The organism is Marinobacter daepoensis DSM 16072, assembly GCF_000421165.1.
In the GTDB taxonomy this organism is placed as follows: domain Bacteria; phylum Pseudomonadota; class Gammaproteobacteria; order Pseudomonadales; family Oleiphilaceae; genus Marinobacter; species Marinobacter daepoensis.
This window is the reverse complement of the sequence record NZ_ATWI01000008.1, coordinates 543940-563008: the sequence shown is the minus strand read 5'-3', so window position 1 is coordinate 563008 and position 19069 is coordinate 543940. Positions and strand designations below refer to the sequence as shown.

Below are 19069 nucleotides of genomic sequence, written 5' to 3'. Positions count from 1 at the left end.
ACTCAATTAACGCACAAGACTGGTTAATTTTCAATCAACGGCGCAATATTCATATACCGTGAGAGAACCGCAGGCTTGGCGGCATGGTCAACGCCATCCAGCCATGGGAGCACGCCAAGACAAGGCGCATTCAGGTGGGTGGACAGGTAGTTCAGGGTGTCTTTTTCGCAGTTCATCACCTGCTCTTCGGGACGATTGCCCACCCACCCTGCCACGGACAATCCATCGGCACGTACAGCTTCAGCCGTCAGCATGGCGTGGCTGATGCACCCAAGCTTCAGGGGGACAACCAGTATCACCGGCAACCTCAGTTCGCCAGCGACAACCGCGTAGGTTTCCCGATCGTTGAGTGGCACACGCCACCCTCCAGCCCCTTCGATCAGCATCAGATCCGCAGGGCGGATCTGCATGCCACGACAGAAACCGACAATCCGCTGAGCGGTGACCTGCTTTCCCGCCTGTTGTGCAGCCACGTGGGGAGCAATGGCAGGCTCAAGAGCGATGGGATTGATGGTCTCATACGGCAAGGTTTCTGTCATCGCGGCTTGCAACATCAGAGCGTCCTCGTTTCTCAGGCCCTCCGGTGTCTGGTCGCACCCTGAGGCGATGGGCTTCATAGCGAGGGTTCGCTTACCCGCTGCTTTGGCGGCTTCAAGAATGGCGGCAGAAACAATGGTTTTGCCGACCCCTGTGTCGGTGCCTGTTACGAAAAATGAGCGTTTAGCCATTTACCTTTCCTCTAAGTAGTACCAGCCGAGGGCGGAGTCACTCACCTCTGACCTTCTTCGGGAAGCCACTTTCGCCAATAGATCCACCCTGCCAGATAACTTGCTGACACCAGGCCATCAGAATGAGTGGGATAGGCTCGACACATCGACCGAAAGCGGCCAGGTGCCGTTACCGTTCGCCGACGCTCTTCCCCTTTGAACACCGCTCCAAGCTCTTTTAGTTCACGATTGAGGTGCATTGGCGACCGATAAGGCAAGACAATGGTTTCTGTAACCTGCGCCGCACCCGGCAAAACCGACTTGACCAGGCCTTGCCACTGAGCTTCTGGAACAAACCGGTTAACATGAGCCCTGCCCGGATCGGCCTCGGCCCAGGCTTGCTTCAGTTCCGACAAGGTGCCGTCGAGCAATGTAGAAATGGCTAATCGCCCCCCAGGCCTGAGGATTCTGAGACACTCCCGAAGGATCTTTTCTGGCCTGGCGCTCCACTGAATCATCAGATTGCTGAAGATCAGATCGACGCTGCTATCCGCCAGCGGAAGTTGTTCTGCATCGGCTTGCAGCCAGGAAATTGACTCCGGGCTGCCCCCGGAGGCCCGGACTAACATGCCAGGCGAAAGGTCCGCTCCGGTTACTGTCGCGTCAGGGTATTGTTCAAGCAACTTACGGGTAAACCAACCGGTTCCGCAGCCCAGATCGAGAACGGATCGCGGCGCAAAAGCTCCCGCGAGTTCAGCGCACATGGCATCGCCCATGACTTTCTGAAGGCGGGAAGCGTTATCGTAGGTCCCACTGGCACCACCGAAGCCGCGCGCAATAGACTGTTTGCTGCCGGTCCCGCCCTCAACCGGACTCGTAGGCTCGATTCGCGTGTAGATGGTCATATTGCTGGCTTCCCGGCCCCGCCGCCACTTAGTATCGGGCGGCTCTTCGCAAGCGCCTGCAGCAACAGATCGACGTCCCTTTCACTGTGGCCGGCACTGAGGGTAACCCTCAACCGAGCCTCACCCTCCGGAACAGTCGGTGGCCGAATGGCGGTTACGAGCACCCCTTGCGCTTCAAGTGACTGGCTCAGGGCTAACGCAGCCCAGTTATCTCCGATCATGACCGGCTGAATGGGGGTGCGCGACGGCATGAGTTCATATCCCAACGCCTGGGCTCCGGCCCTGAATTTCCGGATCAGACCTTCAAGGTGCGATCGCCGTTGGCCGTCGCGCTCGACAACATCCAGGCTGGCACAGGTAGCCACAGCCAATGCAGGTGGCATGGCAGTTGTGTAGATATAAGTCCGCGCCTTCTGCACCAGATAATCAATCAACACTTCCGATCCGGCAACAAAGGCCCCGGAGGTTCCAATGCCTTTACCAAGGGTGCCAACCAACACCGGCACTTCCTCTTCAGATAGCCCGGCCTCGGCGACACTGCCTCGCCCCTGAGGTCCCAGAACACCAAGGCCGTGGGCATCGTCCACCACCAGAAGGGCGTCATGGCACCGACAGACCCGAGCCAACTCCCGGAGCGGAGCAATATCACCGTCCATACTGAAAACGCCATCGGTGACAACCAGCTTGTGGCCGGAAGTCGCTGCCAACATGGCTTCCAGTGCAGCCACATCGCCGTGTGGATAGCGCTGCACCTTTGCCCGGCTCAGAATGCAGCCGTCGATAATTGAGGCATGATTCAGGCGGTCCGAGAATACCGTATCACCACGACCAGCCAGTGCGGAGATAACCCCCAGGTTGGCCATATACCCCGTCGAGAAAAACAGCGCGGCGCTGCGCCCGGTGAACATCGCCAAACGCTGTTCAAGGTGGTGGTGGGCTTCGTGATGCCCGCACACAAGGTGAGAAGCCGCCCCCCCAACTCCCACGTCTGGCAACGAACTTGTCATTGCACCAATGATTTCGGGATTATTGGCCAAACCGAGGTAGTCGTTACTGCAGAACGACAACAGAGCCTTTCCGTCCGCCACCAGTGTCGGCTGCTGCGGCCCAGAGACCAGCCGTCGACTCCGGTAAAGCCCGGCCAGTTTGCGCTGTTCTATTTCCTGGGCGAAATCACGCATGCCAGATTATGCCGACTCGCGGGTTGCATCGTAGAACAGGTGCCGGGTTGCCTCATACTCGACCGCCTCAGCGAGAGCCTCTTCCTCCTGTTCTTCGGTTGCACACTGCTCTCGCTGCTCCGGACGGATACCCAGCTTACGGAACAACTGCATGTCTGCATCGGCTTCAGGGTTGGAGGTAGTCAGCAGCTTCTCACCGTAGAAAATGGAGTTGGCGCCCGCCATGAAACACAGCGCCTGCATCTGCTCATTCATCTGTTCGCGACCGGCTGACAGACGAACATGGGAAGCCGGCATCATGAGCCGGGCCACCGCAATCATCCGAATGAAGTCAAACGGATCAAGATCCTCGACATCTTCGAGCGGTGTACCTTTTACCTTCACGAGCATATTGACCGGCACGCTTTCAGGATGCTGAGGCAGGTTGGCCAGCTGAACCAGAAGCCCTACCCGATCGTCTTCGTCCTCTCCCATGCCCAGAATACCGCCACAACAAACCTTCATACCGGCTTTACGCACGTTATCGAGCGTCTCCAGTCGATCCTGATAGGTGCGGGTCGTGATGATGTGGTTGTAGAACTTTTCTGAGGTATCCAGATTATGGTTGTAATAGTCCAGTCCGGCCTCTGCCAGTTCCCGGGCCTCTTCCTCCTTGAGCATTCCAAGTGTCATGCAGGTTTCCAGCCCCAGAGATTTCACCTGCCGCACCATATCCAGAACGTAGGGCATATCTTTCTTCGACGGACTCCGCCACGCTGCCCCCATACAGAACCGGGACGCTCCCTTTTCCCTCGCCACACGCGCCTCGGCCACGACCTTTTCAATCTCCAGCAGCTTTTCCTTTTCGAGCCCGGTGTTGTAATGGCCGCTCTGGGGACAGTACTTGCAGTCCTCCGGGCAGGCGCCCGTTTTGATTGAAAGCAAGGTACTTACCTGAACTTCATTGGGGTCGAAATACTCCCGGTGGACGCTCTGAGCACGAAACAACAGGTCGTTGAATGGAAGACTGAAAAGCCCGCGAGCTTCCTGAAGTGTCCAGTCGTGGCGAGTGGTGGTGGCAGTCATATCAGAGTCCTGTTAACCTTTGCCGGTTTTTTGGTTTACGGATAAACCGCGATGATAAACGGACTGAACATCCTGTCAACCTTGGCAAGACGAAAGGTTAACAGCGAGGCGAGCGCAGGGCGCTGCGTCACCTGCCTCTCAACGCCTGCGCAACATGGAATCTGCGTGGATTGCAGGAACGACCTGCCCGCCAATCGGTACGCATGCCGCGTCTGCGCACTGCCACTCCCCTTCAGCCTTCCTGACCAGCGCTGCGGGGAGTGCCTGAGCGATCCTCCTCCATACACCCGCTCACTCATCCCCTGGCGTTACCAGTTTCCGGTGGACGGCATGATCGGGCGTTACAAGTACCATGGCCAACACCGGTTTGCGCGCCCGCTGCTGGCGGGATTCTCAGACTACCTTGAAAATAACCTGGCACAGAATGAGTGGCCCGAGGCCCTGATTCCGGCCCCGATGCACTGGGCCCGGCGGTGGCACCGCGGGTTCAACCAGGCTCAGGACATTGCCGAAGCCGTATCCAGGCGGCACGGTCGTCCAGAGGTGTTTTCCAGCGCTATAAGACGAACCCGTCGGGTTCAGGCCCAAAGGCAACTGGACCGCGCGGGGCGCCTGGCAAACCTCCGGGGTCTGTTTGAGGTCACGGCTCCGATTCCCGCACGGGTGGCAATCGTTGATGACGTAGTGACCACAGGCGCCACCGCCAGAGCCATTGCCTCCGTGCTCGCAGAGGCCGGCGCTGAAGACATACAGATCTGGGCGCTGGCGAGGACGCCGGGGTAATCAGGGAGAGAGTTTTTCAACGACGTGCCCGGCAATCGCCAGACAGGAGGTGAGACCAGGGGATTCAATCCCGAACAGGTTCACGAGCCCTTCAAGGCCATGGGCCTCCGGGCCCTCAATCCGGAAGTCGGAAAACCCGCTCCCGGGGCCGGCCAGTTTCGGCCTTATACCCGCATAGGCGGGTTGCAGACGGGCCTCATCCAGAGCCGGCCACCACTGCCTGACACTCTCAGCAAAACGTCGGGCCCGGGCGGGGTCAACCCGATAGCTTTCCTCCTTGATCCACTCAACATCCGGGCCAAACCGGGCCTGGCCGGCCAGATCAAGCGTCAGGTGGATACCCAGCCCCCCGGGTTCCGGCAGAGGATAGATCAGTGAATCAAACGGGTGCCGGCCACTGAGGCTGAAATAGACGCCCCTCGCCAACCATTGCCGGGGCTGGTTTTCCTCGGGCAATCCTAGCCAGGCCCTGGCAAGGGCAGGAGCCCCCAGACCCGCCGCGTTCACCACCTCCCGGGCCGTCAACCGGACATTCCCTCCCACCGTCAGAGTATGGCCTCGGGGGCCGGTTTCTGCCGACCTCACCGGACTATTCAACACCACCTGTCCGCCAGCATCCTCCAACTCACCCTGCAGCGCCAGCATCAGACCATGACTGTCGATAATGCCGGTTTCAGGAGACCAGAGCCCCGCACAAGCCCGGACTCCCGGCAGAAAACGCCTGAGCCCGGCACAGTCATGTTGTTCCAGAGGAACACCATTGAATCTGGCCTGGGACTCAAGAACACCCAAACGTTCAGCCTGCCCCTGATCGCTGGCAATAATCCACTTGCCACAGGCCTGATGTGCCACATGGTGATCAACGCAATAGTCATACAAAGCCTGCCGACCACTCACACAGAGCCGGGCTTTCAGAGAGTCTGTGGGATAGTAAATCCCCGCATGAATGACTTCGCTGTTACGGGAGGATATTCCCTCACCTGCGGTAGAACCGGCCTCCAGCACCAGCACCTCCCGCCCGTGGCGAGCCAATGCCCGGGCAATGGCAAGGCCGACCACCCCGGCACCAATCACCACGGTTTCCACACTGAACTGATCCTGATTCACTCCCGCTTCCTCTGTGCCGTCCTCAAAGCCGGAAATTACCTCAGATCAACACCTGTTGCATTACCTCCCTGCAAAGAACCGTTATACTTGCCCGGAGACAGATGGAACGCATGGAGCTTGGCGATGTCTGACAGGAAACAGTTTATTACCGTGATGGTCGTTGCCGCCCTTTTTGTTGGCTGGATTGGCTGGCGAGGGTTTGAAGTAACTCATCTGAACGCACAACTGAAAGAAGACAGGATGGTTGCCAGTTACCCGTACCAACATCGCGTCCTCAGAGTTGAGGGGGATACCGCAGTGATCAGTTCCCTGCGCTCCCATTCGGTATCCACCCAGAAAGCTTTGACTGCGGTATTTCCCGGCATGCGCCACTTGGCGGATACACACCGCGACTGGCAGAAAGCCGAACGCGACCTGGCCCAGGTGCAGGCCAGGGCTGGAGATATTGTCCTGGCAACGGGGCGGGTCCACCGTGTCCGCTGGGAGCTGGACGAAAACTGGTATCATCTGCAGTCCATGAAATCCCGATATGACTCCACATTTTGAGCACTATGCAACCTGAGCCTCCCGAAATCATTACCAATGCCTCTCACCCCTATGACACTCTGACACCAGAAGTCATTCTGGACGCCATTGAAATAGCAGGGTTTCGTGTCAGCGGCCGGCTCTTTGCCCTGAATAGTTATGAAAACAGGGTTTACCAGGTTGGCCTGGAGGATGCGCCCCCCGTCATCGCCAAATTTTACCGCCCGGGGCGCTGGTCTGACGCGGCCATCCTGGAAGAGCATGAGTTCACCCTTTCACTGCAAGAAGCCGGTATTCCCGTTGTCGCACCGATACTCCTGCCGGATGGGCAGTCCCTCGGGGTGCATGACCAATTCAGGTTCGCGGTCTTCCCTCAACGAGGCGGGCAAGCACCGGACACCAGCGTAACCGACACGCTTTATCGGCTTGGTCAGTGGCTGGGACAGATGCACAACACTGGCGCAGTGAAAAACTTTCAGCATCGTCCGGCGTTCGATCTGGTGGCAGGCCTGGAGCAGAACCACCAGTTTCTGATTGAGGGAGGCTGGATTCCAGATGATCTGAAACCTGCCTGGAATACGCTGATCCCAGACCTGATAACCCATTGTCGAGAGCGAGTTTCCGACGCTGGCCCCGTGGACACACTCAGAATCCACGGCGACTGTCACGCCGGCAATATCCTTTGCCGCGACGAGACCATGCTCTTTGTCGATCTGGATGACTGTCGCACTGGCCCCGCTGTTCAGGATATGTGGCTCTTGCTGAACGGAGAACCCGCGGAACGGGGTGCACAGCTTGGCGAATTGCTTGAAGGCTATGAGATGTTCCGCGACTTCAACCGGCGAGAACGCCACCTCATCGAACCACTGCGATGCTATCGGCAGATAGCTCATTGCGCCTGGCTGGCCCGACGGTGGGAAGACCCCGCCTTCCCGAGATTCTTTCCCTGGTTCTCCCAACCCCGCTTCTGGTCAGACCAGATTCTGTCGTTGAGAGAACAACTGGCTGCACTGCAGGAACCAGCCATCAGCCTGCCCGGACAATTCTGAATTTCTGAAACGAGGTATCCATGAGTGATAACGAACGGCGCTTCACAGCCAAAAGCCTGATTGTTACTGGCATTGCCGCCATCGTAGGCACGGTTCTGGTACTGGAAGCGTCTGGCCGGATTGATCATTCCGACAACAAGGATCACGTACCTGTGGGAGAGTTTACGGCCATCCACGTAAAACCGGGCGAGGCCTTCCGAATGTCCCGGAAGTCTTCAGAATTGCACGCCATCTGCGAAAATGGCTACCTGGCTATTGCAGCCGACGTCGATCCATCCTTCCGTGGCATTCTGGTCGATTACAAAAACCGAGGCGTACGCTGTTCACGTCCTTCCCCTACAAACCGGGATCCCGCCTCGCCAGCCACTGGTGAACGCGATGCCGGAGCCAGCCATGAGTAACAAGAAGGCGCCCGAGCAGGTGACAGACCGCCTGTTCGCAACCGAACGCAATCCCGAAGACTTCCGGTTTGACGCCTCGGTTGCCCGCGTCTTTCCCGACATGATCCGGCGGTCCGTCCCCGGTTACACCACCATCATCCCGATGATCGAGGTGATCACTGAACAATACGTGCAACCGGGCACCCATTGCTATGACCTGGGCTGCTCCCTGGGCGCCTCCACTCTGGCAATGCGCCACGGCATTCCCCATCCGGACTGCACACTGGTTGGAGTCGATAACTCTGAAGCAATGATTGAACGGTGCGAACACTACGTCGCACTGGACGACCATGACCTGCCCGTCACGCTTCGCTGTGAAGACATTCTGACGACCGAGCTGAGCACGGCCTCAGTCACAACGCTGAACTTCACTCTGCAATTCGTGCCACCGGCGGAGCGACTGGGCCTGTTAACCCGGATTGGCCAGGCTACCGTGCCTGGCGGGGTACTGATCCTGTCTGAAAAGATCCGGTTCGGGTCTGACACAGAGCAGGCGGTCCAGACCCACCTGCACCATGAGTTCAAGCGGGCCAACGGCTACTCCGATCTGGAAATCAGCCAGAAACGCGCCGCCATCGAGAACGTTATGATCCCGGAGACTCTGGCAGATCATAAGGCTCGCCTGGAACAGGCCGGGTTTGACCAGGTGCTGGTTTGGTACCAGTGCTTCAACTTTGTTTCGATGCTGGCAATCAAGGCTCCCTGACCCCTTTCAACAAGACACACGGACAATGGCAAAGTTTGACTGGCGAAAACACTTCAATCCTGTACTCACCCACCTGACTGACGCCGGCCAGTCGGGCTGGGCAGAGACTCTTACCACCCAACTGACACGCAGGTTCGATGAAAACCCACACGGCGACATGGAGCGCTGGCAGAGCGCGCTGGACAGCCTGCCGGCCATCCCCGGGGCCATAGCCGATCTGAACCAGCCGGCGGTTACCCTGAGCCACCCGGACGCGCTGGATGCCGAGACCCGCGCAAGTCTTGAAAGCGGACTCCGGGGCCTGATGCCCTGGCGAAAAGGCCCGTTCGACTTTTTCGGCACGGTCATCGATACCGAGTGGCGGTCAGACTGGAAATGGGAGCGGGTAGCCCCGCACCTTTCCGACCTTCGCGGCCGCACCATTCTGGACGTTGGCTGCGGGTCGGGCTACCACTGCTGGCGGATGGCCGGTTCTGGCGCCCGGCGAGTGATCGGAATCGATCCCGGGCTGCTCTTCATGTTTCAGTTCCTCGCGGCAAAACATTACTCAGGCCCCGTGCCGGTTGACCTGCTTCCAGTTCGAATGGAGGACCTGCCAACGGATATGGAGTGTTTCGACACAACGTTTTCCATGGGGGTGCTGTACCACCGAAGATCGCCTCTGGACCACCTTCTGGAACTGAAAGGCACATTGAAACGTGGCGGTGAACTGGTTTTGGAAACGCTGGTCGTTGAGGGCCCTGAGGGCTACAGCCTGATGCCGGAAGACCGTTATGGTCAGATGAGAAATGTCTGGTTCTTACCGAGCTGCCCAACCTTGATACGCTGGCTGGAGCGCACCGGCTTTCGCAATCCCCGGGTGGTCGATGTCAGCGACACAACCACGGACGAACAGCGAAAAACAGACTGGATGCGCTTCAACTCCCTGGCGGATTTTCTGGACCCGAACGACCCATCCCGAACCATTGAGGGATACCCGGGCCCCAAACGGGCAACGATCATTGCCGAGAAACCCTGAGCCCTTGTAAAAGAAGATCATTCAGGCATAAAAAAACCGCCGGAAGAGTCATTCTTCGGCGGTTTTTTTCTATCCGGAATTACTCTCCGAACGGGTGACGCAGGGTGATGGTTTCAACCCGGTCCGGGCCAGTCGAAATAATGTCGATGGGCGCCTCAATCTGCTCTTCCAGGAAACGGATGTAGGCCTTGGCGTTATCTGGCAGTTGGTCCACACTGGTCAGGCCAACAGTGCTTTCGCTCCAGCCCGGCAGCTCCTCGTATACCGGCTCGATGTCATTGAAATCATCACAGCCAATGGGCGGACGGGTAATCTCACCATTAGGCGTCTTGTAACCAACGCAGACTTTCACGGTCTCCAGCCCATCCAGAACGTCCAGCTTGGTCAGGCAAATGCCAGAGACGCTGTTGATCTGAATAGCGTGACGCAAAGCAACAGCATCAAACCAGCCACAGCGACGAGACCGGCCAGTGGTTGTTCCCACCTCATTACCTTTAACCGCCAGGTGCTGCCCCATATCATCGAACAGCTCCGTCGGGAACGGACCTGACCCGACCCGGGTCGTGTAGGCTTTGGTAATCCCCAGTACGTAGTCCAGATACAGCGGACCAAACCCGGAACCCGTTGCAGTGCCTCCAGCCGTCGTATTAGACGATGTCACATACGGGTAGGTACCCAGATCGATATCCAGCAACGACCCCTGAGCGCCTTCAAACAGAATATGCTCTCCACGCTTGCGGTAATCGTGCAGCATGTCGGTTACATCCGCAGCCATCGGCAGGATTTCCTCGCCCATCTGCTTCAGCTCTTCCAGGGCTGCATCAATGTCTTCCGCGTCTTCCTTGAAGTACTCCGTCAGCACGAAGTTGTGATAAGACATGATTTCCCGCAATTTGGCCTCGAAATCCGCCGGGTTGGCCAAGTCACCCAGGCGCAATCCGCGACGTGACACCTTGTCTTCATAAGCAGGACCAATACCACGGCCCGTCGTACCAATCTTGTCGTTACCCCGGGCCCGCTCACGTGCCTGGTCAATACGAACGTGGGTACGCAGGATGATCGGGCAGGCCAGACTGATCTTCAAACGATCACGAACAGCAACGCCATTGGCTTCCAGCTCACGGACCTCCTTGAGCAGCGCCTCTGGAGACAGCACAACGCCGTTTCCGATAAGGCACTGGACATCCTGCCGCAGTATGCCGGATGGAATCAGGTGCAGAGCCGTTTTCTTACCTTCGATGACCAGTGTATGGCCGGCATTATGGCCGCCCTGAAAACGGACAACGGCAGCCACCTTGTCTGTCAGAAGGTCAACTATTTTGCCCTTGCCTTCATCACCCCACTGGGTGCCCAGCACAACAACGTTTTTACCCATGATTCTCTCTCAATTCAGACGGGCCAGAAGCACGCGCCCTGAAGATTTACCCCGGAAATTAAACAAAAAACGACTCAGGCGATGGATTCCACCACCCACTTGCCGTCACGATTCACCAGTTGACGATCACAGCCCCGCTCAACCGGGTTCGTTTCATGGTCACCCGGCAGTGCCCGGATCACCGTTTCAGTCATTCTCAGGCCGGAAATGGCGCTTTCCAGTGCCGCGTCATTGTCCGCTGGCGCCCAGATAGCACCGGCCTTACGGAACGGACGTTCACCAAGCGACACCAGGGCCCGGATATCAAGACTGAAGCCAGTTGCCGGGCGCGCACGCCCAAAGTCACTGCCAATAGCATCGTATCGCCCACCCTTGGCCACCGCCTCACCATGCCCCGGTACGTATGCCGCAAACACCAGCCCGGTGTGGTAGTTGTATCCACGCAGCTCGCAGAAATCGAAGCCCAGACTAACCTCTGGGTAATCCCGGGACAGCATGTCGGCAACCCGGGTCAGTTGAGCCAGCGCCGCATCAACCGCGTCGGAGGCCCCCGCCAGAATTTCGCGGGCTTCTGCCAATGATTCCAGGCCGCCGCTGACACGAGCGAGGCGCCGCAATCGGGCACCAGCCGATTCGTCAGCACAGTCCGCCAACATATCATCCAACTCAGGCACCGACTTACGCGCCATGGCATCAAAAACCGCAGCCTCGGTATCCCGGTCAAAACCGGCCTCACTGATCAGGCTCTCGTATATGGAGACATGGGCCAGATCCAGGTGAATCCTCGGCAGGCCCGCCACCCGAAGCGTTTCCAGCATCAGGCTGATCACTTCGATATCAGCCGCTTCAGAGCCACTACCGAACAACTCACAACCCGCCTGAATGGGGGTGCGCCCGGTCAGCATGTGGCGTGGACGGGTATGCAGTACATGGCCGGCATAACACAACCGGGTAATACCGTCCTGCCCTAGCGTATGGGCATCAATGCGCGCGGCCTGGGGGGTCATGTCAGCGCGAACCCCCATCATACGACCGGTCAGCTGGTCAGTCAGCTTGAACGTCTGGAGTTCCAGATCGTGACCGGTTCCGGTAAACAGGGATTCGAGATATTCAATCAGCGGAGGGATTACCAGCTGGTAGCCCCAGCGCTGGCAGGTATCCATAACATCTCGGCGCAAGGATTCGATTCGCCCGGCCAGCGGCGGAAGAATGTCCTCTACCCCGTCAGGCAGTAACCAGCGATCAGATACAGTCATGAGATTCCGTTGTCCGTTTTTCCCGCACAGGCCAAGCTGGTCTGGGGGCTATTCAGGATTGAGGCGATCGGGTTTGAAAAACCCGACACAAAACCGCCAGAATTCTACACGGTTGGCAGACACAAAAAAACCGGAATCCCGAGGTTCATCAAAAATACCTCGAAGATTCCGGCTTTCCTGCAGCAGCCGGCTTAGTTAGCGCCGGCGGGATTTTTCAAAAACTTCATAAAGTCACTGTCGGAATCGATCACCATGATGTCATCCTTGCCAGAGAACGTATTCTCATACGCCTGCAAGCTACGGTAGAAGCTGTAGAACTCTTCATTGGAGCCATAAGATTCTGCGTAGATTCTTGCAGCTTCCCCATCCCCTTCACCTCGGGTGGTTTCCGCTTCCGCGAAGGCATTCGCCAGGATCACCGTTTGCTGGCGGTCGGCATCAGCACGAATCCCCTCGGCCAGCTCCTGACCACGGGAGCGAAACTCCTGTGCCAGTTTCTGTCGCTCGGTCGCCATCCGCCGATACACGTTATCACTCACCTGCCCCGGAAGTTCGATCGCTTTGACCCGGATATCGAGAACCTCAATGCCAAACTCCTTCACGGAGGTTTCGTTCACCCGATCCCGCAGGGCATGCATCAGCTCATCTCGCTGACCCGAAACCACCTCGTGCATGGTACGAACCCCGAATTCATCACGAAGCCCGTTGTCCACCCGGGACAAAATCAAAGTCTGGGCACGGAATTCGTCCCCCCCTGTGGAACGATAGAACTGATCCACATCGCGAATTTTCCAGGCAACGTATGAGTCAACATCCAGCGGCTTTTTCTCAACCGTCAGATACTGACGGGATGGCAGATCCATGGTCAGCACCCGAATATCAAACTCACGGATCTGATCAATGACCGGCACTTTAAAGTGCAACCCCGCCTGAATATTGGTTTCAACCAACTCACCAAAACGCAGTTTCACGCCCCGATGGGTTTCCGGAATGATAAATACGCTGGACAGCACGAGCAGGACAACAATCAGGGCGCCTGCAAGGCCCACTACACCTTTGGGTCCCATAACTTATCTGCTCCTCCGACTATTGGTGTCCTGACGGGTACGCAATTCCTGAAGCACCTGATCGGTCAGGTTCTGAATATCCACCTGCTGGCCACTGCCGGTCGACGTGCGACTGCCAGACGAAGGCAGCGTTCCCTGCATCAGACGGTCCAAAGGCAGGTACATCATGTTGCCACTGCTTTCAGTGTCGACAAAGATCTTGCTGCTGTTGCCCAGCACCTGCTCAAGCGTCTGGATATACATTCGCTCACGCGTTACGACCGGGGCAATCTCATACACTGCCAGCAACTGGTTGAAACGAGAGGTTTCACCACGGGCACGCTCGATCGCTTCTTCTTTGTACGCGTTCGCTTCCTCAATCATCCGCTGAGCCTGGCCTCGGGCCTCCGGAACGATCTTGTTACGATACGTTTCTGCCTCTTCTTTCAGGCGCTGCTCATCTTCCCGTGCACGCTGAACCTCACGGAACGCGTCCTGCACCGCCGCAGGCGGCTGGGTGCTCTCTACGTTCACACGTACAATTTCAAGACCGGTGCCATATTCTTTGAGGAAACTCTGCAAACGCTGCTCAACCCGAACCGCGAGCTCAGCCCGACCTTCCGTCAACACGTCGTCCAGTGAAGAGCTGCCCACTTCGTGACGCAGCGCGCTGTCTGTTGCGAAAGCCAGCGCCTGATTGGAGTCCCGGACGTTCAGCACGTAGGCCTGAGCATCACCCACCCGATACTGCACCTGCAAATCCACAGTGACCAGATTCTCGTCCTGAGTCAGCATCTGACCGGAGGATTCTGCCGTCCGGATACTGGTTACCCGAACCTTGTTAACCGTATCGATCAGCGGCACCTTGAAACGCAGACCCGGGTTTTCGGTGCGGTTATATTCGCCAAACCGCAACACCACGGCCCGCTCCTGCTCGTCTACCGTGTAGAAAGACTGGTAAATAACATAGCCTGCGACGAGGATAGCGGCGAGTGCCAGAATGGCCCCGAAACCTCCGGCGCTGCTGCCTGAACCACCAGCGTTACCGGAGCTTCCCCCTTTACCGCCAAGCATACGGTTCAGCTTGTCGAGCCCTTTTTTCAGGGCTTCATCCAGGTCTGGTGGCCCCTGATCATTGCCGCGACGACCACCACCGGTCCCCCAGGGATCGTTGTCGTTACGGTTTCCACCCGGTTCGTTCCAGGCCATAGTTCTCTCCGTTCGTGTTTAATCGAATGGCTGCAAATACTAGGGTTTTATCAAGGCCCCGGCAATAGCAGGGGCAGTTCAGACTTCGCGGTTTTCGAGGCTCACGCCCTCTTCCCGCATACCGGCACGCCCCAACAGCTGGAGCCAGTCCCGGTTCTGAAGCCGGATTTCCAACACCGAATCACCGTTGTCACAGTGTTCTTCGGACAGCACCGAGCCAGCCTCATGCAACAAGGCCCGCAACTTTCCGTCGGTCGGCCCTAACCTCACGAAATGGTGCACTACATCTTCGGCCAACCGCTCGACAATGGCATCAAACAACAGCTCAAGGCCGTCACCGGTTACCGCCGATACCCAGGCGCGCACCGGAATGCCCTCTTCGTTACGATCAACGCGAGGCTCAAAATCATCCAGCAGGTCGATTTTATTGAAGACCTGCAGAACCGGAATCTCATCCGCTCCGATTTCCGCCAGAACGTCCTCGACCTGCTCAATATTGTCATCGCGCCGACCATCCTGACAGTCGATGACATGCAGCAAGAGGGTTGCCTGAACGGTTTCTTCCAGTGTCGCCCGAAACGCCTCTACCAGTTTGTGAGGCAAATGACGAATGAACCCCACGGTATCGGCCATTACGACCGGGCCAATATCGGGAAGTTCCAGCCGGCGCAACGTCGGATCCAGCGTAGCAAACAACTGATCCGCCGCATAAACACTGGAGGTGGTAATCCGGTTGAATAGCGTAGATTTCCCTGCGTTGGTGTAGCCGACCAAAGACAAGGTGGGGATATCGGCCCGCTTACGCGCTCGACGCCCCTGGTCCCGCTGCTTCCGAACCTTTTCAAGGCGCTTGTGAATGGACTTGATGCGCTCCCGAAGCAACCGGCGGTCTGTTTCGAGCTGGGTTTCCCCTGGCCCGCGCAATCCAATGCCCCCTTTCTGGCGCTCAAGGTGAGTCCACCCTCTCACCAGTCGGGTCGACATATGCTCCAGCTGGGCCAGCTCAACCTGAAGCTTACCCTCATGTGTACGCGCCCGCTGAGCAAATATATCCAGAATAACCCCGGTACGATCCAGAACCCGGCATTTCAACTCCCGCTCAATGTTGCGCTCCTGGCTCGGACTGAGGGCATGATTGAACAAGACGACATCGGCCTCAGAAGCGGCAACGGCGTCCCGGATTTCCTCAAGCTTTCCCTCTCCGACAAACAATCGCGGGCTTGGCTGCTTGCGGGTGCCGGTGACACTGACCACGGGATCAACGCCAGCGGACGTCACCAGCTCCCGGAATTCGCCGGGATCCTCGGTATCCTCGGTATCCTCATGGGCAGTAAAATCTATGTGAACGAGAACCGCGCGTTCTCCGACGTCTGGACGCTCAAACAAGTTTCTTCAACTCCATAAACACAAACACCCGCGACCATTCAGGCTCGGGGCCCTCCTGGATGCGGGTGCAAAAACCTGAAAATACAGGCGTTGTCAGTCTTCAGACTCACCTTCACCTGCCGGGTTCTGCTGAGGAAGCCGAACATTGCGGGCAGGAACCACGGTGGAAATTGCATGCTTATAGACCATCTGGCTCACCGTGTTCTTGAGCAGAATCACGAACTGGTCAAAAGACTCAATCTGGCCCTGAAGCTTGATACCATTGACCAGAAAGATAGAAACCGGAATGCGCTCCTTGCGCAAGGCATTGAGGTAAGGGTCTTGTAAAGAATGCCCTTTTGACATGAGTTTTCTCCTGTTTATTAGTAAATGCAGATCGTCGTTATTCAGAGTTTAATGTGGTGCTAACCCCGGATAATTTCAAGGTATCGAGCACCACCTGCGGGTCGGTGGAATCCAGCCAGTGCACATTCTGCCATTTTCGCAACCAGGTAAGCTGCCGTTTGGCCAACTGGCGGGTCGCCGCCACCCCCTTGGCAACAAAGCTGTCGTAATCACTTTCCCCCGACAGATAATCCCAGGCCTGGCGATAACCCACGCAACGCATCGAGGGAAGATCAGGGCTGAGATCACCCCGCGCCATCAAAGCACGGACTTCATCAAGAAAGCCTGCCTCCAGCATTGCCAGGAATCGTTTCTGAATCCGCGAATGCAGGACAGAGCGGTCGGCAGGCGCCAGGGCAAACTGAAAAACAGTATACGGCAGGCCAGAGCTTTCGTCTGCCTGCCAACGGGTAAAATACGTGTAATCCTCAATACCACCACTCACCTGGCGATCAGAAGCCGCTCGATCAGACTGCCAGAAGGAGGATATAGGCTTACCGGTCAGCCTAACCACCTCGATCGCCCGCATCAAACGCTGACGGTTATTGGGATGGATCAGGCGCGCAGCTTCCGGATCTATCCCGGCCAATTCCTCGTGCAACGCTTCCCAGCCGCCAACCTCAGCCTCCCGTTCGATACGGGCTCTCAGTTCCGGACTGGCCGACGGAAGGCTGGACAGGCCGCTCAGCAGTGCTTTGAAGTACATCATGGTGCCGCCCACCAGCAACGGAATCCGGCCACGGCTCGCAATTTCTTTCATCGCCGCCAACGCGTCTCGCCGAAAGTCTGCTGCAGAATAGGTTTCTGCCGGGTCACAGATATCAATCAGACGGTGCGGCGCCTGCGCCAGCTCTTCCTGGGACGGCTTCGCCGTTCCAATATCCATCCCGCGATAGACCAACGCAGAGTCGACACTGATAATCTCGCACGGCAGGCGTTTGCACAGTTCGATGGCAAGCGCCGTTTTGCCAGACGCCGTCGGGCCCATCAGAAATATCGCCGGGGGCAACGCTCGCGCCTCGCCCTGAATCTCAGTCGTCACAGATCAACGTCCCCGCAAAAACAGCTTGTCCAGCTCAGACATGGTCATCAGCGTCCAGGTAGGGCGACCATGATTACACTGGCCACTTCGTTCCGTGGCCTCCATGTCCCGAAGCAAGGAGTTCATTTCCGGAATCGTCAATTGCCGGTTAGCCCTCACCGAACCATGACACGCCATGGTACCCAGCAACTCATGGGTAACGGCTTCCACTCGATCGCTTTGCCCATGCTCGATAAGATCGGCAAGAATGTCCCGCACCAATTGCTCGGTGTCTGCGCCACGAAGCAGCGCCGGGATCTGCCTAACGGCAAGGGTCTCCGGCCCGATACGTTCTATCTGAAGCCCCAGTTGCTGCAAATCATCACCATGAGTCTCTGTGAGCGCCGCCTCCTTCTGACTGACGGCCATGGACAATGGCACCAGCAAAGGCTGGCTTTTTATGTCCTGTTCGGCCAGGGCCCGCTTCATCCGCTCATAGGTAATACGCTCATGCGCTGCATGCATATCCACCACAATCATTCCCGCCCGATTCTGAGCCAGAATGTAGATGCCGTGGAGTTGCGCAACCGCATACCCCAAGGGCGGCTCGTCACCCTCCTCCATCGGAGGCGTGACCGAGACCTGCGACACCGAGGCACTCGCCTGCCCGGATGATACCCCACCACCTTCGTTCAGAGACTGGTAGAACGCCATCTGGTCGCTGGCCCGCCACTCCTGCTGAGGCTGCGCCCCCTGGGACACCGGGTACCCATTGCTGGCAGCGGTCTCGGGCCACGGTGCCTGAACGGCCCCCGCACCCTCGGGCACTCCCCCGGAGACCTCCACAACAGGCTCTCGCCCGAACGATTGGGCCGCCGCCCCCCGCAAGTGGTCGTCGGGACGAACGTCCGCCAGTGCACGATGCAAGGTTCTGAAGATAAAGTCATGAACCAGACGCCCATCACGAAAGCGAACCTCATGCTTGGTCGGGTGCACGTTGACATCCACCGTCGCCGGATCCACCTCAAGATAGAGAACAAACGCAGGGTGGCGATTGTTGTACAACACATCCCGATACGCCTGCCGTACGGCATGGGCAACCAGCTTGTCCCGGATAACCCGGCCATTAACAAAGAAATACTGCAAATCCGCCTGACTGCGCGAGAATGTTGGCAGAGCCACCCATCCCCATAGCCTGAGCCCAGTCGCCTCCGCGTCTATCACCACCGCGTTATCGATAAACTGCTGCCCACACAGTGAGCCAATGCGACGCTCCTTATCAAGATCACTTTCCGCAGGCCGTAAACTCTGCACCACCCGCTGGTTATGGCGCAAGGTAAAGCCAGTGTCAAAACGGCTCAGAGCCTGACGCCGGACACACTCTTCCACATGGTTGAATTCGGTTTTCTCGGTACGCAGAAACTTACGGCGGGCGGGGGTATTAAAGAACAGATCACGGACCTCGACGGTCGTACCAACCGGGTGTGCGGCCGGCGAGATACGAGCATCCATATCCCGGCCTTCCACCTCCACCCGCGCAGCGGCTTCCTGCTGTTCGGTGCGGGACGTCAGTGTCAGACGGGAAACTGAACTGATACTGGCCAGAGCTTCGCCCCGGAAACCCAGTGAAGCAACCGCTTCCAGATCATCCAGCGTCAGTATCTTACTGGTTGCATGGCGACTGAGCGCCAGCGGCAGGTCGGTTTCAGCGATCCCAAAGCCATCGTCACGCACTCGGATCAGCTTTGTACCGCCCTGCTCGATTTCAACATCGACGCGTCCTGCCCCGGCATCCAGGGCATTCTCGACCAGCTCTTTGACTACCGATGCAGGGCGTTCTACCACCTCCCCGGCGGCTATCTGGTTGGCGAGCCGGGGCGACAGTAACTGGATGTGGGGCATGTCC

General features: G+C 57.7%; 19 protein-coding genes. 6 read left to right on the top strand and 13 right to left on the bottom strand.

The features are described 5' to 3' along the window. Nucleotides 1–23 precede the first annotated feature (23 nt). The 4 genes from bioD to bioB are packed head-to-tail and all read right to left on the bottom strand — an operon-like array spanning nt 24 to nt 3858. Entirely contained in the window at nt 24–728 is a 705-nt protein-coding gene (gene bioD, locus K325_RS0103190; protein WP_029652810.1) for a dethiobiotin synthase, read from the bottom strand. Nucleotides 729–769: 41 nt separating this feature from the next. Further along, nucleotides 770–1612, bottom strand: coding sequence for a malonyl-ACP O-methyltransferase BioC (gene bioC / locus K325_RS0103185; protein WP_029652809.1), 843 nt, complete (start codon nt 1610–1612; stop codon nt 770–772). Further along, nucleotides 1609–2793 carry an 8-amino-7-oxononanoate synthase gene (gene bioF, locus K325_RS0103180; RefSeq protein WP_029652808.1) on the bottom strand — a complete coding sequence of 395 codons (1185 nt, stop codon included), beginning with the start codon at nt 2791–2793 and terminating at the stop codon, nt 1609–1611. Before bioF ends, bioC begins: the two co-directional genes overlap by 4 nt. A gap of 6 nt (nt 2794–2799) precedes the next feature. Then, a complete protein-coding gene (gene bioB / locus K325_RS0103175) occupies nt 2800–3858 on the bottom strand; it encodes a biotin synthase BioB (protein WP_029652807.1) in 1059 nt (352 codons plus the stop codon). 165 nt (nt 3859–4023) lie between these two features. Here bioB and K325_RS0103170 point away from each other — a divergent pair, with 165 nt between their 5' ends. Next, a complete protein-coding gene (locus K325_RS0103170; RefSeq protein ID WP_228128378.1) occupies nt 4024–4641 on the top strand; it encodes a ComF family protein in 618 nt (205 codons plus the stop codon). Here K325_RS0103170 and K325_RS0103165 read toward each other — a convergent pair whose 3' ends face one another. Further along, nucleotides 4642–5748, bottom strand: coding sequence for an NAD(P)/FAD-dependent oxidoreductase (locus K325_RS0103165; RefSeq protein WP_029652805.1), 1107 nt, complete (start codon nt 5746–5748; stop codon nt 4642–4644). Nucleotides 5749–5871: 123 nt separating this feature from the next. Between K325_RS0103165 and K325_RS0103160 the strand changes: the two genes are divergently transcribed. The 5 genes from K325_RS0103160 to cmoB are packed head-to-tail and all read left to right on the top strand — an operon-like array spanning nt 5872 to nt 9486. Beyond that, on the top strand, nt 5872–6294 hold the full coding sequence (locus K325_RS0103160) for a hypothetical protein (protein WP_029652804.1): 423 nt from the start codon (nt 5872–5874) through the stop codon (nt 6292–6294). Between the two features lie 5 nt (nt 6295–6299). Then, a complete protein-coding gene (locus K325_RS0103155; protein WP_051146543.1) occupies nt 6300–7322 on the top strand; it encodes a serine/threonine protein kinase in 1023 nt (340 codons plus the stop codon). Between the two features lie 20 nt (nt 7323–7342). Continuing rightward, complete coding sequence (locus K325_RS0103150; protein ID WP_029652802.1) at nt 7343–7723, top strand: PA3694 family proteiin; 381 nt, start codon at nt 7343–7345, stop codon at nt 7721–7723. Next, nucleotides 7716–8468 carry a carboxy-S-adenosyl-L-methionine synthase CmoA gene (cmoA, locus tag K325_RS0103145; protein ID WP_029652801.1) on the top strand — a complete coding sequence of 251 codons (753 nt, stop codon included), beginning with the start codon at nt 7716–7718 and terminating at the stop codon, nt 8466–8468. The genes K325_RS0103150 and cmoA overlap by 8 nt, the downstream gene beginning before the upstream one ends. 25 nt (nt 8469–8493) lie before the next feature. Continuing rightward, complete coding sequence (gene cmoB, locus K325_RS0103140; protein WP_029652800.1) at nt 8494–9486, top strand: tRNA 5-methoxyuridine(34)/uridine 5-oxyacetic acid(34) synthase CmoB; 993 nt, start codon at nt 8494–8496, stop codon at nt 9484–9486. A 79-nt stretch (nt 9487–9565) separates the two neighbouring features. On the opposite strand, the gene K325_RS0103135 is transcribed toward cmoB, so the two are convergent. The 8 genes from K325_RS0103135 to mutL all read right to left on the bottom strand — a co-directional run bounded on the left by K325_RS0103135 (nt 9566) and on the right by mutL (nt 19065). Beyond that, nucleotides 9566–10861 (bottom strand): adenylosuccinate synthase, encoded by a 1296-nt coding sequence (locus K325_RS0103135; protein WP_029652799.1) that lies wholly within the window; start codon nt 10859–10861, stop codon nt 9566–9568. A gap of 74 nt (nt 10862–10935) precedes the next feature. Next, nucleotides 10936–12117, bottom strand: a complete 1182-nt coding sequence (locus K325_RS0103130) for an ATP phosphoribosyltransferase regulatory subunit (RefSeq protein WP_029652798.1) — start codon at nt 12115–12117, stop codon at nt 10936–10938. Nucleotides 12118–12308: 191 nt separating this feature from the next. After that, nucleotides 12309–13184, bottom strand: a complete 876-nt coding sequence (hflC, locus tag K325_RS0103120; protein ID WP_029652796.1) for a protease modulator HflC — start codon at nt 13182–13184, stop codon at nt 12309–12311. 3 nt (nt 13185–13187) lie between these two features. Continuing rightward, nucleotides 13188–14372: an FtsH protease activity modulator HflK gene (gene hflK / locus K325_RS0103115; protein WP_029652795.1), complete on the bottom strand. Its 1185-nt coding sequence runs from the start codon at nt 14370–14372 to the stop codon at nt 13188–13190. Nucleotides 14373–14450: 78 nt separating this feature from the next. Beyond that, nucleotides 14451–15758, bottom strand: coding sequence for a ribosome rescue GTPase HflX (gene hflX, locus K325_RS0103110; RefSeq protein ID WP_029652794.1), 1308 nt, complete (start codon nt 15756–15758; stop codon nt 14451–14453). Between the two features lie 93 nt (nt 15759–15851). Then, nucleotides 15852–16103: an RNA chaperone Hfq gene (gene hfq, locus K325_RS0103105; RefSeq protein ID WP_011786214.1), complete on the bottom strand. Its 252-nt coding sequence runs from the start codon at nt 16101–16103 to the stop codon at nt 15852–15854. A gap of 37 nt (nt 16104–16140) precedes the next feature. Beyond that, complete coding sequence (miaA, locus tag K325_RS0103100) at nt 16141–17130, bottom strand: tRNA (adenosine(37)-N6)-dimethylallyltransferase MiaA (protein WP_084694148.1); 990 nt, start codon at nt 17128–17130, stop codon at nt 16141–16143. A 57-nt stretch (nt 17131–17187) separates the two neighbouring features. After that, nucleotides 17188–19065 carry a DNA mismatch repair endonuclease MutL gene (gene mutL, locus K325_RS0103095; RefSeq protein ID WP_029652792.1) on the bottom strand — a complete coding sequence of 626 codons (1878 nt, stop codon included), beginning with the start codon at nt 19063–19065 and terminating at the stop codon, nt 17188–17190. Between the last annotated feature and the right edge of the window lie 4 nt (nt 19066–19069).